The sequence below is a fragment of the Sulfurovum sp. NBC37-1 genome, assembly GCF_000010345.1.
Classification (GTDB): Bacteria; Campylobacterota; Campylobacteria; order Campylobacterales; family Sulfurovaceae; genus Sulfurovum.
Genome location: NC_009663.1, coordinates 827,744 through 843,037 on the forward strand (window position 1 = coordinate 827,744; position 15,294 = coordinate 843,037).

The following is a 15,294-nucleotide window of genomic DNA, read 5'->3' on the forward strand; positions in this document are numbered from 1 at the left end:
TCAGGGGCAAAATACCTAAAATATTTTAGAAAAGATTGTGCTATAATAAATCTATGAAAATGACACAAGAAAAGATACTTCACTATTTGAAAGAACTCAAACCGGAACTTGAAGCTAAGGGAATAGCCGATATTGCATTGTTTGGCTCTTATGCAACTCAAAAAGAGAACCTTTATAGTGACATAGATATTGCTATTCGTAAAAAAGAGGATTTTTTAGATAAGTATAGTGCCTATGATTATTTTAATTTAATTTCAAATCTAAAAACCAAACTCCTAAAAGAACTGCATAGAAGCAGCGATGTATTCGACTTAGACAGTCACTCCAGTTTTAAACAACAGATAGAAAAAGAGCTTATCTATGTATAGTCAAAGGGCAATGGGACGTGTGGAGATTATACGTAAGAAGATAGAATTTATCAATAATATCGTAGATGAAAAGGGCTCGGTGACAGAGGCATTGGAAGATGAACAAAATGCAAGAGCTGCCATACTGATGCACCTCACTGTGATAGCAGAGCAGTTTGATAAGCTTCTGCATAGTGGGGAGTTGGATATACTCTCAAATTTTGAAAAAGAAGATATCAAAGGCAGTTATGAACTGCGTAATTTTATAGCCCATGATTATGAGGGAATAGACTTTTATATCGTTGAAGAGGTGATTAATGAAAGATTACCTATTATTTATAATGGTGCTATTGAAGCTTTAAAATAAATGTATACTCTCCGGTTGTATTGACGAGTTGAGTTGTTGTTATCACCAGACCCCCTTTTCTCTTTTTCTGATAGACCCTTGATGTGTGTTGATAATCAAAACACTTTGTAGATATAATAGGTAAAAACGTTTTGCAAAGGATGCTCAATGGCGAAAGTGTTGATGTTGTTTCTTTTTCTGTTTAGTTTTTTGTCAGCGTCCCCTATCACATCGATCGATGATATCAAAGAGGCTTATCGGGATATCAACAGTCGGCAAGCATCGTTAGCAACGGCACAGAAGGAGATAGAGGATATCTCCAGCGAAGGGGCGGTGGCAAGGTATTTTTTTGAGTCCGATGACTCCATCGCGCTGATCCAGCTCAATATCTATGGTGAAACAGGCAGGGTGGAGGAGGCATATTACTTCCAAAATAGCACGCTCTTCTTTGTCTACAGCATCGATTATCGCTACAATGCGCCACTGACATCCGGTGGATACAATCCCGGCAAGACGCAGATCCGAAAAAACAGATACTATTTTCTCCGGGGCACGATGGTCAAATGGCTGGATAATACCCTTCGAAACATACCTAAAATATCTTTCCAATTCAAAAACAAATCGAAGGACGTAGTCCGTTTTACGAAGAAGTATCTGCTTGCGAATGTGCCTAAAGTGCCCAGTCAAAACCGTCTCCAATCTCTGACCTTGAAGGATGGGAGCAAAGTCGCTTTGTATTATGCCGAGGAAGAGGGGCGGGTCACTGTCACGGTAAAACAGTTTGTAAACGGCACAATAACATGGCAAAAAGTGGTCGCGCAGGCTTTGCCGGGGGCGGTGGAAGTCGGCGGGCTGATCGGTCTGGGTGAGAGTGTCATTGTTGCGGGGCATACGACGATTTCGGGAACCGGCAAGAGCTATTTTTGGCTCACACGTTTGGGCATAGACAGTCAAACGCTGTGGCAGAAAAAGATAGAAGCCTATCCCCAGGATACGATAACCAATGTGTTGAAACTCACTAAAGGATTTTTTGAAACGGTGACGATCGAAGATGAGGCAGGCCACAGCCAATACGTGATCACGGTATATAAGAATACGGGGGAGACAGTGTGGAAAAAGGCATTTGCCAACACAGATTAAGGAGGATACCATGCGCGTCGTATTGTTGATTTTATTGAGCGTGAATGTGCTTATGTCTCAGGAGCCCGATTTCCAAAAATGCTATGACAGCCATCCGGCGACCAACGACTGGATGCAGTGTGCATACCACGAGTATGATTACCGGGACAAACAACTCAATGCCGTCTATCGACACGTCAAAAACCATCTCCCAAAAGAGGAGATCCCCAACCTGATCAAAGCCCAGAGAGCCTGGATCACATTTCGGGATAGAGAGTGCTGCTTCGAAGCGTATGAGATGCGGGGCGGTTCGGCAGAAAAACAGTTCACAATCGGCTGTAAGATCGCGTTGACCCGAGAGCGGGTTCAATCTCTGCGCACCCTGCTTCCATAAAGGATCTACCGTGAAAACGATTATTGTGTCTGTGATTTTGACGACAGCTGTCTTGGCGGGCGATCATGTCAAAAAGGGAGAAAAACTGCTCTATGGCTTCACGACCGAAAAGGGCAAGATCATCACCATAGCGGTGGATAGCCATGCTCGCTATCTGGTTTACCGCTATGGCAAAGAGGGAAAAATAGAGCTGGAATACCCGAAGCACCATAAAAACGCGTTTAAACGTTTCACCTTCTCACACTATTTTCGGGGCGGCGGTGCTCAGAATGAAGGCTTGGATCTGAATACCCTGTTCTTCACGAATCGGGGCTATACGTATCGTATCTTTGATAACTACAGCGCGGCAGATGACCATCGGGAGATCGGGATCAGGATTACAAAAAAGGAAAGAAGATCGCCACAATACTCGGGCGGGTCGGAAGCATCAAAGGTTCACTCTCCAGTCTGGAGGATTATCCGGTCCACGCTGTTGCTGAAAGTACGGAATAGAATCTGTCACGATTACGATCACCCCTTTTCTTCACGATTACGATCACCTGACCCCTTTTCTTCCTTTTCCCTTGAGCACTGTCTGTGAAATCACCACGATAAATAGTACTAAAGTTGCCCCGCCATCTCCCTACTTTTGGTTATAATAATATATTCTTCAAATTATTCAGGGGGAAGTTTTAGGTGAGTAGGAGGATGGAACAATGAATAAATTTTGGGCAACGTTGACAATCTGTACGATGCTGGGATGGGGCAATGATGGTGTATTTTATGGCTCAGGCAATCAATTAATTCCGATTGTTGAATCAGATATATCCATTAGTTGGGAGGTATTGGAGATCAAGCGTATCGACCGGTGGACACTTGATGTAAACGTACAGTATCACTTTTACAACCCTGGGTCGGCCAAGCAGCTCCATGTGGGCTTTGAGGCGCCTTCGCCCTTGGGTCCTGATGTCGAAGCAGCACCCAAAAACGGGCAACACCCCTACATAACGCACTTTAGCGTAGAGGTGAATGACAAACCCGTTTCCTACCAATGCGTTACCGTTGCCGACAAAAACTATCTAAAAGATGGAAAAATTCAGGCTAAAAGTATGTATGAGATTGCTGGCAATTCTGATCTGTCTGAACTTCCTTTCTTGTATGTCTATCATTTTAATGCCGATTTTGCGCAGGGAGACAATACAGTTACCCACCACTACCGCTACAGTCTCTCCGGAACTACTGATGATGCCTACTACTTCGACTACATTTTGACCGCTGCGAAACGCTGGGCCAATAAGCATATCGACAATTTTACCCTCTCAATCGACCTTGGACTCTACCAAAATTTTGTGATGAAGCAAAGCTTTTTCAGCAATCCTTCCGAGTGGAACGTTAATGGCATCGTCCAGAAGGGAAAGTGTACACCTTACGAGAAGATGAAAGAGTGTGCAGAGTTTTTTGTAATTGGCGGACCGATCGTCTACCAGAAAAAAAACTTTAAAATCAGGGGTGACCTCTCAATCGTGGCACCCCTCAAAAATTTAGTGGATGGGATACCTAACTATGACTTTGATTATCGTAACAACCGGCTTCCTTTTGGAATCGACCAGTCCTTAAACATCACCAACTCACACGACAAAACATCGTATAGGATTCTCAGAAACCTCCCCTATGCGCGGCGGGGTTATGTTTTCAAAACTCCCGAAATTCGGCGTTATTATGAAGCGCAGCCTTGGTACCGTCCGAACCCCTCCTATAAAGCAGCGCTAAACAAACTGACACCTCAGGAAAAAGAATGGCTCAAAAAGCTGACCATAGGTGACTAAAACTTTTGGCGGACCAGTTAAGGCACTGGGGTCGATGCTTCCTGATTTTTTAGCATAAAGTAGAGCCAGAGTGTGAAGCCAGGGGTATAGGCAGTATAGGGGCCAAAGTATAGAAGTATAGGGGCGAGGTGACAACAACAAATGCCCAACTGAACAACATGATACTCTCACTTTCTCATGATATAAAAACACCTTTAACCATCATAGAAGGGTACTTGGAAGAGTTAGAGGGCGGTATAGTCACAGAAGAGCAGAAACCAGAAGTACTTGTAACACTTAAAAAAGAGACAGCATACATCAATGAGCTAAGTTCAGAATTGTCACCTGGTACCTTTTCCAAATTATTATTCTTCATTTAGTAGAATCTCAAAAATAGGTTCTAATGCAAGTGTTAAATCAAGAAACAATAATAATCTTGTTGCATTTTCTTTAGTCCAAATGTTTTGATTACCAGCACCATGTATTATTGCATGTCGATTAATTAATCCAAGAGGTTCATTATCTTTTCTATACTCAGAATAGTAGTTATTAGCAAAACTCAGAAAAGATCCTAAAACTATGCCAACAAGCCTCAAATCATTTTCTGTAGCCTTTTCTACATCTTCCCCTTTTTCTTTTGCAACTTCCCATGCAATATGTCCTGGCATTACATCTCTGGGTCCGATACCAGCTTTTCTAAACATAGGTAATATAAATGTCATATATCGGCCAATTTTATCTGTTTTTAAGTATTTTCTACATAAAAAATCCAATAATGGAAGAGTGGAAACCATACATGAGTACCAGTAACCTTTTGTATAATTATGATAAATATTGTCAATAGCATAGTGTCTATCAATAAAAATAGGATTTTTTTTCCAACTTGAAAATATTTCTCTTCTACTCCAATAAAAATTTCTAACATATATATATTTATAAATTTCTCAGCAAATTCTGCTGTTTGTTTACGATGTAGTATATTTAACTTAAAATAAATAGGTATCCCTACAATAATTTCTTTTATAATTGCATAGTTAGACCTATCACCTTCCATGTAAACAGGGTATGGCCATTCAAACTTAATTAGTACATCATTTAATGATGCTATAAAATTTACTTTACTTGTTCTTGTATACTTATTAAATGATTCAGTGAAAGTACTTGCATAATCAGATGTATATTTTGATGGTTTTCTTGCAATCTTATCTTTTAGTTTTTGGAGATTAATTTTAAATTTTTCTTCTGTCATTTTAATTTATTCAAACAATTCTTTTATCAATTCTATGAACCTATCTATCAAAGGTCACTGGTTAGCCTGGAATGACCCCAAAACAATAGATACTTTTTTATTTCCCAATTAGGCCAATTGGTCTTCACCCAATCATAGAATATCTCAATTATAGAGATTTTTCTGTTAAAACAAGATCTATGAATTATATCGAAACAGCAGAGCATTTTGCAAAAAAGGGTCTGGTGATAATGATAACCCTTCAAAAACTTCTTACTCCTGCAACTCTTCTACCCCTTGATCTACCTACGGTCGATCATTAATGATCCAAAACCAATCAGAACCATTTGTCGAAATTTGACATAGTAAAGAAAAGTTATCTACGCTTTTTCCCAAACGGTGCCTTCGGCCGTATCCATGATGGAAATACCCATATCGATGAGTTCGTTACGAATGGCGTCGGAAGTGGCGAAGTCTTTGGCTTTTTTGGCTTCGGTGCGCTCTTGAAGGAGTATTTCTATCTTTTCCTTGAGGGCTTCGTCTACCCCTATCTGGAAGTAGGAGAAAGGTTCTTTGCCTCCAAAGCCGAGCAGGGTGTCAATGAATTCGATGTTGGCAATGGTCTCTTTTTTGAGTGCTTTGTTTTTGGGGTCGGTATCAAGTTTTTCATTGGTCTCTGCGATCATTTCGTCGATGACAGCCAGCGCGATGGAAATGTTCAGGTCGTCACTCATGGCATTGAGCAGTGCCTGCTTAAACGCTTTGTTGACAGTAGAAGCTTTGCCAGGAAGCACTCTTTTTTTGAGCCGGTAGAGCTTGTCGAGTCTTTTTTTGGCGGTCTGAAGGTCTTCTTCGTTGAAGTTAAAGTCATTTCTGTAGTGCACGGAGTTGAGGTAATAGCGCAGTACTTCGCCGCCATAGACTTCAAGTGCATCCTTGAGAAAAAAAGAGTTTCCAAGCGACTTGCTCATCTTTTCTCCGTTGATCTGTACAAAACCGTTGTGCATCCAGTATTTGGCAAGTTCATGGCCTGTGGCACAGCGGCTCTGTGCCGCTTCGTTCTCATGATGGGGGAAGAGCAGGTCGGCACCGCCGCCGTGGATGTCGATGCTGTATTGACCGTTTCCTTTAAAGTATTTTTCTATCATTGCGGAACATTCGATATGCCAGCCTGGACGCCCGGAGGAGAAAGGGGCACCAAAACAGATATCTTCTTCTCCTTTACAGGCTTTCCAGAGGGCGAAATCTCTGGGGTTTCTTTTCTCGGAGTTGTGCTCGACACGGCTTTGGGTATCGTCGTCGCTTACCTTGTGTGAGATGTCACCGTAATGGCTGTCTTTGGAAGTGTCGAAGTAGACATCTCCGTTGGAGACGACATAGGCGAAATCTTTGTCGATCAGTGTCTGGATCATCTGTTCGATTGCATCAAGTGATTCGGTGGCTTTGGGCTCGATATCTGCACGCTGGACCCCAAGTTGTTCCATCTCATCAAGGTATCGTTGGATATAGTAAGAGGTGATCTCCTGCATGCTTTTACCTGTTTCTTCGACTTTTTTGATGATCTTGTCATCGATATCGGTGAAGTTCTTAGCCATGATCACTTTGTAGCCAAGCGCCTTTAGCGTACGTGAAAGCAGGTCGAAAGCCAGAGAAGATCTTGCATGTCCCAGGTGGGCATCGTCATAGACAGTGGGGCCGCAGACATAAATACTTGCTTCGCCTTCACGGATGGGCTCAAAGGTCACTTTTGTTTTCTGTACACTGTCGAATATCTGCATCTTTTCGCCTTGGATTAAATTCCTGTGATTATAGCAAAAGATTTGGAAAATTGGGGTGAAGATTTATTGTATGAACGTCACTATCCAGCTGTTTGCATAGTAAAATATAACAGTAAGCAGACCCATCATAATTAGAAAATAGAGCAGTTTTTTGTTTTGAATGATCTCCACGAATCTTTCTGTCCCTACCTCTTTGACCGTAAAGATGAAAAGGACCCATCCCCCGATACTTCCTGCCAGTGCCAGACCTGATGCTCCGAGAGGATGCATGAGTATCAGGGAGGAAGTGACAGAGGCAATGAGTGAATAGACGGCGATTTTGGCCGCTTTTCGGTGGCGGTGAGAGGCATAGAGAAAGAGTGAAAAGAGTTTTGCCAGACCGAAAGGCAGCAGACCGATCATGTACATGCGCAGAACGTTAACAGTTTGCAGTGTTTCTGCCTGTGTAAATTTTCCTCTCTCGAAGAGCAGCCATACGATAGGTTCGGCAAGAAGCATTCCTCCCAGCATCGCTGCACCCAGAAGGAAACTCAGCAGCCAGAACGCCTGGTTGAGGTTTTTGTAAGCTTCGGTTTCATTTCCATTGTTGAGTGCTTTGGAAACGGCAGGAAAGAGTACGGTCGCTGTAGCAATGGCAATGATGGCAAGCGGAAGCTGGAAGACCCTGTTGGCATAGAAGAGGAACGAGACGGAACCAGTCATCAGGAAAGTGGCAAGTATTGTATCAATGAATGCGGAGATCTGCGGGGTGGAGTTCCCGAGAATACCGGGCAGAAAGAGGGATTGGAAATGTTTCTTCTCCTCTTCTACATCTTTGAGGTTCCGGTATTTCCAGCCGCCTATGAGCAGTTTGTGCAGTTTGAAATTGTGCAGGGTAATGAGGTGCGCTACTACCTGCAGCGCACCTCCAATGAGTACGGCATAACTCACTGCGTAAGCGACAGTCTTTGGGTCTTCTTTCATGTAGAGCCACAGTGCGGTGATCATAGAAATGTTCAGCAAGGCTGTAGACATGGCAGTGGTAGCGAAATGTTCTCTGTACTGAAGTAGTGTCGCCAAAAATGTCACAATGAAAATGAGATCCAGGTACCAGAAGTTGATCGCAGTCATCGGTGCGGTTTTGGCTATCTGTTCACTGTCCCAGCCCCAGGCGAGCAGTTTGGTGATCGGTTCGGGGAAAAAGGTGATCACCAATGACACCGCCACAAGGAAGATAAGAAATCTCAGGAAGATCGCCGTAGCAAAGACCCCTTTGTGTTTGGATGCTACAAAAGAGGGCATGAAAGCCTGCGTGAAAGCACCTTCGGCAAAAATACGCCTGAAAAGATTGGGGAGCTTGAATGCCACGAAGAACATGTCACTCCACACTGAAGCTCCCAGTGCAGAAGCCATCAGGACATCACGACCCAGCCCTGTTACACGTGAAAAAAGTATGCCGAAGCTGTTGGTAAATATGGAGCGTAATCGCATGCGTCTCTTTGTTTTTGGCTTCTACTGGCCGTATTGTGTTTTGTAATACTCGTATTCACTATTGCTAAGTGGTTTGGAACATCCCATTTTATGGTCTCTGATAGCATTTTGGTAGGCGTATGAGAATGCGTCGGCACCCTTTGTACGGTAGGTTTCTTTGAGTTCTATGGCTGCTTTGGGTGAAGTCCAGGTGATATATCCTTTTTTACAGTCTTCTCTGGCCTGGCGATAGTCTTTGACTGTTACATCATTTTTGACAGGCACATTGCTGAATTCTGCTCCGTGAGGGACCAGGTAGGGTTTGCCTTGGACAAATACGATATTTTTGTCATAACTCGGCTGGGGGAAACAGGTACAGCATCCTGTAAATAGCAAGCCAGAAGTACCGATAAGGAGAGGTTTTAAAAGTTTCATAAGAAGCGTCCGTTTTTTAGTTTGAAAATTATAGCAGTTTTTTTGTGAAAGTCAGTAAAATAGAGGATAGGCTTAAAAATATGTCAATATGCCATATTTTTTGATAAATCATGAAAACAGTTGCTATACTTATGGAAATGGAGTATAAGGAGCAGATATGATCGTAGGTATGGAAGGAATAGTGGAGAGACGTGATCCCACATTCATTCATTTAAATGTGAACGGGATCATCTATGAAATACAGGTTTCCATCAATACCTCTAATGCCATACAGGAGAAGCGTGTAAAGCTTTTCATCACTCAGGTGATACGGGAAGATGCCGACCTGCTGTTCGGTTTTATGGATACCAATGAGAAGAAGATGTTCGATACGGTCCTGAAGATCAATGGCGTAGGGCCCAAAGTAGGGCTTGCCATCTGTTCGACCTTTACACCTGAGACCTTTGCCAAAGTAGTGGCTTCAAAAGATGTCAGTATGCTCAAAAGAGTACCCGGTATCGGTCCGAAAGCGGCCAGCCGTATTCTGGTAGAGTTGGCGGACTTCATTGTGGACGGGAATGCAGCAGAGGGTAGCAGCGGTGCACTGGGTGAAGCGGTCATGGCACTTGAAAGCCTCGGGTTCAAGAAAGATGCCATCCAAAAGGCGCTTTCAGGGTGTTCCGGCGATACAAGTACTCTGGTGAAAGAGGGCTTGAAGAAGTTACAGAGACTATAAGGCTCACGGTTCTTGCACAATATCACGATAGAATGAAAAAACCAAGAGGAGTTTTTATGATCAAAAAAATAACATTTGCATTGACAGCCTTGTCAGTAAGCATATCACTGTATGCAGCAGAGACACCCAAAGACAAATACGGTATGTTCCCTGAACCGGAAAGTGGATATGTCCGCTACATCGTTGAAGTACGCAAGACCAAAAATGACTACGACCATAAAGTGGAACTGTTGATCGGCAAAACAATGATGGTCGACTGCAACCACCACTCTTTCTCCGGAAAGATCGAAAAACTTCCTCTTCAAGGGTGGGGATACAGTTATTATAAAGTAAGCGATATCAAAAGTGGCCCCACAACGATGATGGCCTGTCAGGAGCCAAAGAAAGAGGCATTTGTTTCACTGCGCCTGCCCAGGGATATGGAGCTCGTACGGTACAACAGCCGCCTGGGAAGAGTGATCTATGTGCCTAAAGGATTTGAGGTGCGTTACCGTGTATGGAGCGCTGAAGATAAGGTACATCAGGCAAAAAAGCATTAGAGGCTCCCATTAGTTTGTCTCGGGGGTGTTCCAAAGCTCTTCAAGCAGATTCAAAAGCGGAAGATAGAGCATCTCCACTTCCGATATCTCGATGTGTCCCTGGTTTGGAAAAAAGAAATGGCTATTTCTGTTACGCCTTGTCCGGATGATAATATAGATCATCTCCGAGATAAGTGCCGTTTTGTCGGAAGGAAAAGAGACCTTTTCAAATAATGTCTCTTCGGCACTTCTGAGCGCCGTACTAATGGTTCCTGTATTGATCTCTGCAATATAGCTTATTTGCAGCTCCTTCAGTGTCTGACTGAGCCAGGCATTGCTATGGGCCGTCACTTTGTTCCCGTATTCACCATGGGCTCTTTTCCTAAAAAAAGGAATGTGGTGTCTGAGCAGACAGGCTTTCAGGAGTATCTCCGCAGACAATGAAGCATTTCGCCAGAAATCTACCGCTTCGAATGCATTTGCATCAGGAATATCGGCAAGTCTGAAAATACCGTTTTTGTAGCTGAGTATCTGCTGTTTGGTAGCAAGATGAACGGCATAGGCATGATTGCCTTCATCCAGATAGCTGATATCTATACTTCTCATGCTTTTACCTGGGTGTGGAATTGTGTCTGATACAGATCACAGGGAAGATATACTTTGTCTATGCGGTTCGATCACACGACGTGCCGAGACGAATTTCTGGGCATAATATCCGTGATCTATGGGGGAGATGATGATCCCTTTCTTTCTTGAAGCGGCATGAATGAATTTTCCGTTACCAAGATAGATACCGACATGTGTTACGGGAATACCACGCTTTTTATCGGTAAGGAAGAAGAGCAGGTCACCTTTCTGCAAATCATGTATATCGACGGGTTCACCTTTTTTCGACTGTGCCCATGCCGTGCGGGGAAGGTTGACATTGTGTTTCCTGTAGAGGTACTGTACATAGCCGGAACAGTCGAAGCCTTTGGGTGAAGTACCACCCCAGACATATTTTCCACCTTTGAAGAATTTGGCATCTTCAAGAAGCTTCTGCCTGTCGATGGCTGACATATGATATTCTTTGCCCGCTTTTTTGGCTGCGACCATTTCTCTGGCGATACGGTTGGCCCTCAGTCTTGCAGCCTCAGCCCTGTGTGCGAGATTCTCTTCACGGTGCAGCTCATCATAGATCGCCTGAAGGGAATACTCCGTCTCTTTCTGGTTGAGGCAGTCATTTTCTTTATGTTCAAGTGTTTTGCTGATGATGACATTATGATTGGTATCAGTAATAGTAAAGAGATTTGCATTGGATACACTAAAGAGAAATATAGATAATATAAATGTTTTATTCATTCCTGTTCTCTTCATACTGCATGTTTTTATCAATACCTTTTACTCGTATATTTTACTGTTCGAATATACTTTTGATATTTAATCATATCAAAATGAACTTTAAGAGGAAATAAAATGGTTTTTTTAGTGATGTGTTCCACAAAAGTTCGCATCGCATCCGTGTACAACTCCGGAATCTTTGGAATTCTTGACAAAAAATTTCTTCAATCGCTTTTTATGGTTCAAGAAGAGTTTGTTTTTTAGACTGGCCATTCCCTTGGGTTTGTTCTTATGGATCTTTATCATCTTTTTTTCATTGTCAAAAAAGTAAGCCCAGTCGTCACTGTCGAGCTGCTTTGCCATATAAAAGGGGGTACCGTGACAAGGGGTACAGAGCTTTGTGACGATCCTGAATGCTCTGGTATCGTATTTTTCGGATGCATGCGTAAGTGTTAAAGTCCCTCCGATGATCAATGTAGCTGCGATTGCTTTTTTCATAGGTTTTCTCTCCATTCTTTTTGGAAATGATAATATAAACTTGTGCATTGTTTGTGTAGCAGATATAATACCGTTATGAATATCATTATTATAGGGGGAGGAGCAAGTGCATTGATGCTGGCTTCTCTGCTTCCCAAAAAGTCCGCAACCATCATTGAAAAGAACGCAGCATCCGGAGCGAAGATTTTAATTTCGGGTGGAGGAAAGTGCAACATCACCAATGCAGTGATGGGTACGGACTTTTTTCTGGCAGATAAATCATTTGTCATACCTTCACTCGAAGCATTTGACGAGAAAGAACTGTTGGGATGGCTGAAGAAGCGCGGACTTGAACCGGTGCTGAAAAAAGATAGCCAGTATTTCTGTAAAGAGTCGTCACGCGAACTCCTCTCCCTTTTGCAAAAGGAGAGTAGGAAACAGACCTTTCTTTACAATGAAACAGTTCTTTCTGTCAGCAAAAGAGAAGGGCATTTTTATGTTAAAACCAACAAAAGAACGCTCACTGCCGATGCTGTGGTGGTTGCATCGGGTGGCCTGAGTTTTCCGAAACTTGGGGCCAGCGGTATCGGGTATGAGGTCGCCAAGCACTTTGGACACAGCATTGTCAGAACCGCTCCGGCACTGGTAGGTTTTACGGTACAGAAAGAGCAATTTTTCTTCAAAGAGCTCAGCGGTACTTCCACGGAAGTGGTCATTAATGTAAATGGTCAGACCTGCGAGGGATCCCTTCTGTTTGCCCACAAAGGCGTCAGCGGGCCGGCAGTGCTGGATGCTTCGCTGTATTGGGAAAAAGGAAAGATGGAGATAGATTTTCTACCCGGTTTTTCCTGGGAAAGCATAAGGAAAAGTCCTAAGCAGCTCTCGTCACTGCTGCCAATGCCCAAACGTGTTACTAAGGCATTTCTGCTACAATTAGAGCTTCATGACAAAACAGGAAGCAAGATCACAGATAATGAACTGCTCATTTTAAAAGGCTTGAACCACTACATTTTTGCCCCTGCCGGGACATTCGGTTACTCCAAAGCGGAAGTGACAAAAGGCGGAGTGGATACAGCCGAGGTGGACAGGCAAACGATGATGAGCAAAAAAACAGAAGGGCTTTTTTTCACGGGGGAAGTACTGGATGTAACAGGCCGACTGGGAGGGTATAACTTCCAATGGGCATTTTCAAGCGCAGCGAACTGTGCACGATTCTTTACTGGGAGGAAAAGATGAACATAGGGATGAGAACGAAGATAGTATTGGCGGTGGTATTTGCGGTTATAGTGAGTGGATGTGTCGGTCCGCAGGATGCCGAAGGATGGAGCTCATCGCAGAAGAGCCAGTTCATAAAGATACTCGCATCGGACAAGTATGTATCTTTATGCAACCAGAAATCGCTCTACGAAAAGGTCAGACAGAGTCAGAACTCCAGACTAATGACCAAACTTCTTGTCGGTTACACGTACAACCTTGCCAACAGCTGCATAGACAGAAGTACGATTGGGAAAGAGTATGATGCCTACTGGCAGAAGGTGAGTACCTCTGACATTCAGAGGAAACTCAGAGCGGGAGAAAGCATCGAGAATATCCTCAAACCCTATGTACCGGAGTACAAGCAGTTCAGGCTCCTTGTGGCAAAATACAAAGCGTTGCAGAGAACACCGGGAGCCTCTCCACAGGCACTGCGTAAGGTACGTATGAGTATCGAGCGTATCAAACTGATGAAGCCGGGCCTTGGCAAGACCTATGTCCTGGTGAATATTCCCGAGTTCCGTGTACGTGTTATCGAGAATGACAAGACTTCCATCGCCATGGGTGTGATCACAGGAAAAAAAGATCACCAGACACCTATCTTCAGTGAAAACCTGCAGTATATCGTGCTCAACCCTACCTGGAACGTACCCGACAGCATTGCCAGGAACGAAGTGATCCCCAAACTGCTTAAAGACCCGGGGTATCTGAAAAAGCACCGTCTGGTGATGCGCAGAGACTACAATCTTGACTCACCGGCATTGAGTCCAGGCTCTGTGAATCTCAGAGCATATAAGGGTGGCAAGGGCGATGTTCCGTTTAAATTCATCGAAGTACCATCAGACAAGAATGCGCTTGGACGCGTGAAGTTCATCTTCCCGAACCATCATTCTGTCTATATGCATGATACGCCGACCAAGTACCTTTTCAAAAGAAACGTGCGTGCTTACAGCCATGGATGTGTAAGGCTGCAGAATCCGAAGCTCATGCTGAAGTATCTGACAGAACACTACACCAACTACAGCTTCGAAGAGGCGATGGAAAAATATAACAGTTACAAGACACAGTACATGAAGATCATCAAACCGCTTCCTGTGCATACGGCCTACTTGACTGCCTATGTTGAAGAGGATGGTACATTGAAAGTGTTCCCTGACATTTATGGTCTTGACGCAATGCAGAAACTGAATTTCTAATCGAATGAGCAAATGACAAGGGCATGGCTGATACTGGGCGATATCCTTGTTACGCTTCTTCTTCTTGTCTCTTTCATACTTTTTTATCTTTATCCGCCCGCGTCAGAACCCAAAGTGGTTGAGATCCATCCCCTGGAACAGAATATTACGATAGAACAGAACCTTACATTTCCGGATTACGGACTGAACATTCCGGAGATCAACTACACCATGACCGTAGAGGACCTTATGCGTATGGCACAGGAAGAAAATAAAACGGAGTTCGTACCCATAGAGACCTTCAGGGACGTCCCACTGAAAGAAGCACTCTCTCATGCCGGTGCCAGGGTCGGCGATGCGGTGTTCATCCGTATCTTCAAGCGTGAAGCCCTTCTTGAGGTCTGGATCAAAAAGGATGGAGAGTACAAACTCCTCAAAGAGTACAAGATCTGCGCCTACTCGGGCAGACTCGGCCCCAAGCTCAAAGAGGGGGACAGGCAGGCCCCCGAAGGTTTCTACAGCGTGAACAGAGGCAGGCTCAATCCGCACAGCAAATTTCACCTTTCGTTCAATCTCGGTTACCCCAATGCCTACGACCGGGCGTACGGACGGACCGGTGCCTACCTGATGGTACATGGCAACTGTGTCTCCATAGGCTGCTACGCGATGACGGATGCGAAGATAGAAGAGATCTACATGCTGGTGGAAGAGGCATTGAAAAAGGGTCAGAAAAGAGTGCAGGTGCACATTTACCCTTTCCGTATGACACCAGAAAATATGGCGGCCTACAGTCATTACCGGTGGTACAGCTTCTGGCAGAACCTCAAAGAGGGCTACGACTACTTCGAAGCTGAACACCTGCCGCCGAAGATCAGCGTGGAGAACAAACGTTATATTATTGGTGAGTCAGAAGAGTAGAACAGATAGTGATTTATCAAAAATTTTGACTGTATGG

At 43.9% G+C, this 15,294-nt stretch carries 20 protein-coding genes; 12 read left to right on the forward strand and 8 right to left on the reverse strand.

Annotation, left to right across the window (positions count from 1 at the left end):
* Positions 1–53: 53 nt before the first annotated feature.
* The 7 genes from SUN_RS04210 to SUN_RS04240 all read left to right on the forward strand — a co-directional run bounded on the left by SUN_RS04210 (position 54) and on the right by SUN_RS04240 (position 4,370).
* Positions 54–368: a nucleotidyltransferase family protein gene (locus SUN_RS04210; protein WP_011980503.1), complete on the forward strand. Its 315-nt coding sequence runs from the start codon at positions 54–56 to the stop codon at positions 366–368.
* Positions 361–714, forward strand: coding sequence for a HepT-like ribonuclease domain-containing protein (locus tag SUN_RS04215; RefSeq protein WP_011980504.1), 354 nt, complete (start codon positions 361–363; stop codon positions 712–714). The genes SUN_RS04210 and SUN_RS04215 overlap by 8 nt, the downstream gene beginning before the upstream one ends.
* A gap of 147 nt (positions 715–861) precedes the next feature.
* Positions 862–1,833, forward strand: a complete 972-nt coding sequence (locus SUN_RS04220; protein WP_011980505.1) for a hypothetical protein — start codon at positions 862–864, stop codon at positions 1,831–1,833.
* A 10-nt stretch (positions 1,834–1,843) separates the two neighbouring features.
* Positions 1,844–2,206 carry a lysozyme inhibitor LprI family protein gene (locus SUN_RS12965; RefSeq protein WP_011980506.1) on the forward strand — a complete coding sequence of 121 codons (363 nt, stop codon included), beginning with the start codon at positions 1,844–1,846 and terminating at the stop codon, positions 2,204–2,206.
* A gap of 10 nt (positions 2,207–2,216) precedes the next feature.
* Complete coding sequence (locus SUN_RS04230; protein WP_011980507.1) at positions 2,217–2,786, forward strand: hypothetical protein; 570 nt, start codon at positions 2,217–2,219, stop codon at positions 2,784–2,786.
* 115 nt (positions 2,787–2,901) lie between these two features.
* On the forward strand, positions 2,902–4,011 hold the full coding sequence (locus SUN_RS04235; protein ID WP_011980508.1) for a YARHG domain-containing protein: 1,110 nt from the start codon (positions 2,902–2,904) through the stop codon (positions 4,009–4,011).
* 128 nt (positions 4,012–4,139) lie between these two features.
* Entirely contained in the window at positions 4,140–4,370 is a 231-nt protein-coding gene (locus SUN_RS04240; protein ID WP_041672677.1) for a histidine kinase dimerization/phospho-acceptor domain-containing protein, read from the forward strand.
* Here SUN_RS04240 and SUN_RS04245 read toward each other — a convergent pair.
* The 5 genes from SUN_RS04245 to SUN_RS04265 all read right to left on the reverse strand — a co-directional run bounded on the left by SUN_RS04245 (position 4,356) and on the right by SUN_RS04265 (position 8,880).
* A complete protein-coding gene (locus SUN_RS04245) occupies positions 4,356–4,712 on the reverse strand; it encodes a hypothetical protein (RefSeq protein ID WP_011980509.1) in 357 nt (118 codons plus the stop codon). The genes SUN_RS04240 and SUN_RS04245 overlap by 15 nt on opposite strands.
* A 23-nt stretch (positions 4,713–4,735) precedes the next feature.
* On the reverse strand, positions 4,736–5,239 hold the full coding sequence (locus SUN_RS04250; RefSeq protein WP_011980510.1) for a hypothetical protein: 504 nt from the start codon (positions 5,237–5,239) through the stop codon (positions 4,736–4,738).
* A gap of 359 nt (positions 5,240–5,598) precedes the next feature.
* On the reverse strand, positions 5,599–6,996 hold the full coding sequence (gene cysS, locus SUN_RS04255) for a cysteine--tRNA ligase (protein ID WP_011980511.1): 1,398 nt from the start codon (positions 6,994–6,996) through the stop codon (positions 5,599–5,601).
* A gap of 63 nt (positions 6,997–7,059) precedes the next feature.
* Complete coding sequence (murJ, locus tag SUN_RS04260) at positions 7,060–8,466, reverse strand: murein biosynthesis integral membrane protein MurJ (protein ID WP_011980512.1); 1,407 nt, start codon at positions 8,464–8,466, stop codon at positions 7,060–7,062.
* Positions 8,467–8,487: 21 nt separating this feature from the next.
* Positions 8,488–8,880, reverse strand: coding sequence for a hypothetical protein (locus SUN_RS04265; protein ID WP_011980513.1), 393 nt, complete (start codon positions 8,878–8,880; stop codon positions 8,488–8,490).
* A 157-nt stretch (positions 8,881–9,037) separates the two neighbouring features.
* Between SUN_RS04265 and ruvA the strand changes: the two genes are divergently transcribed.
* The gene (ruvA, locus tag SUN_RS04270) at positions 9,038–9,595 is read left to right on the forward strand and encodes a Holliday junction branch migration protein RuvA (RefSeq protein WP_011980514.1); all 558 of its coding nucleotides are present in this window, start codon (positions 9,038–9,040) and stop codon (positions 9,593–9,595) included.
* A 56-nt stretch (positions 9,596–9,651) separates the two neighbouring features.
* Entirely contained in the window at positions 9,652–10,134 is a 483-nt protein-coding gene (gene eco, locus SUN_RS04275) for a serine protease inhibitor ecotin (RefSeq protein ID WP_011980515.1), read from the forward strand.
* A 9-nt stretch (positions 10,135–10,143) separates the two neighbouring features.
* Here eco and SUN_RS04280 read toward each other — a convergent pair whose 3' ends face one another.
* The 3 genes from SUN_RS04280 to SUN_RS04290 all read right to left on the reverse strand — a co-directional run bounded on the left by SUN_RS04280 (position 10,144) and on the right by SUN_RS04290 (position 11,931).
* Positions 10,144–10,719: a hypothetical protein gene (locus tag SUN_RS04280; protein WP_011980516.1), complete on the reverse strand. Its 576-nt coding sequence runs from the start codon at positions 10,717–10,719 to the stop codon at positions 10,144–10,146.
* A gap of 36 nt (positions 10,720–10,755) precedes the next feature.
* Positions 10,756–11,454, reverse strand: coding sequence for a C40 family peptidase (locus tag SUN_RS12970; RefSeq protein WP_011980517.1), 699 nt, complete (start codon positions 11,452–11,454; stop codon positions 10,756–10,758).
* Positions 11,455–11,577: 123 nt separating this feature from the next.
* Positions 11,578–11,931 (reverse strand): hypothetical protein, encoded by a 354-nt coding sequence (locus SUN_RS04290; RefSeq protein WP_011980518.1) that lies wholly within the window; start codon positions 11,929–11,931, stop codon positions 11,578–11,580.
* Positions 11,932–12,006: 75 nt separating this feature from the next.
* On the opposite strand from SUN_RS04290, the gene SUN_RS04295 reads away from it, so the two are divergent.
* From SUN_RS04295 to SUN_RS04305, 3 genes are read left to right on the forward strand one after another with little or no spacing between them, the layout of a single operon-like run.
* Positions 12,007–13,146, forward strand: coding sequence for an NAD(P)/FAD-dependent oxidoreductase (locus SUN_RS04295; RefSeq protein ID WP_041672678.1), 1,140 nt, complete (start codon positions 12,007–12,009; stop codon positions 13,144–13,146).
* On the forward strand, positions 13,143–14,360 hold the full coding sequence (locus SUN_RS04300; protein WP_011980520.1) for a L,D-transpeptidase family protein: 1,218 nt from the start codon (positions 13,143–13,145) through the stop codon (positions 14,358–14,360). Before SUN_RS04295 ends, SUN_RS04300 begins: the two co-directional genes overlap by 4 nt.
* A gap of 12 nt (positions 14,361–14,372) precedes the next feature.
* The gene (locus SUN_RS04305) at positions 14,373–15,257 is read left to right on the forward strand and encodes a L,D-transpeptidase family protein (protein WP_011980521.1); all 885 of its coding nucleotides are present in this window, start codon (positions 14,373–14,375) and stop codon (positions 15,255–15,257) included.
* Positions 15,258–15,294: the final 37 nt, after the last annotated feature.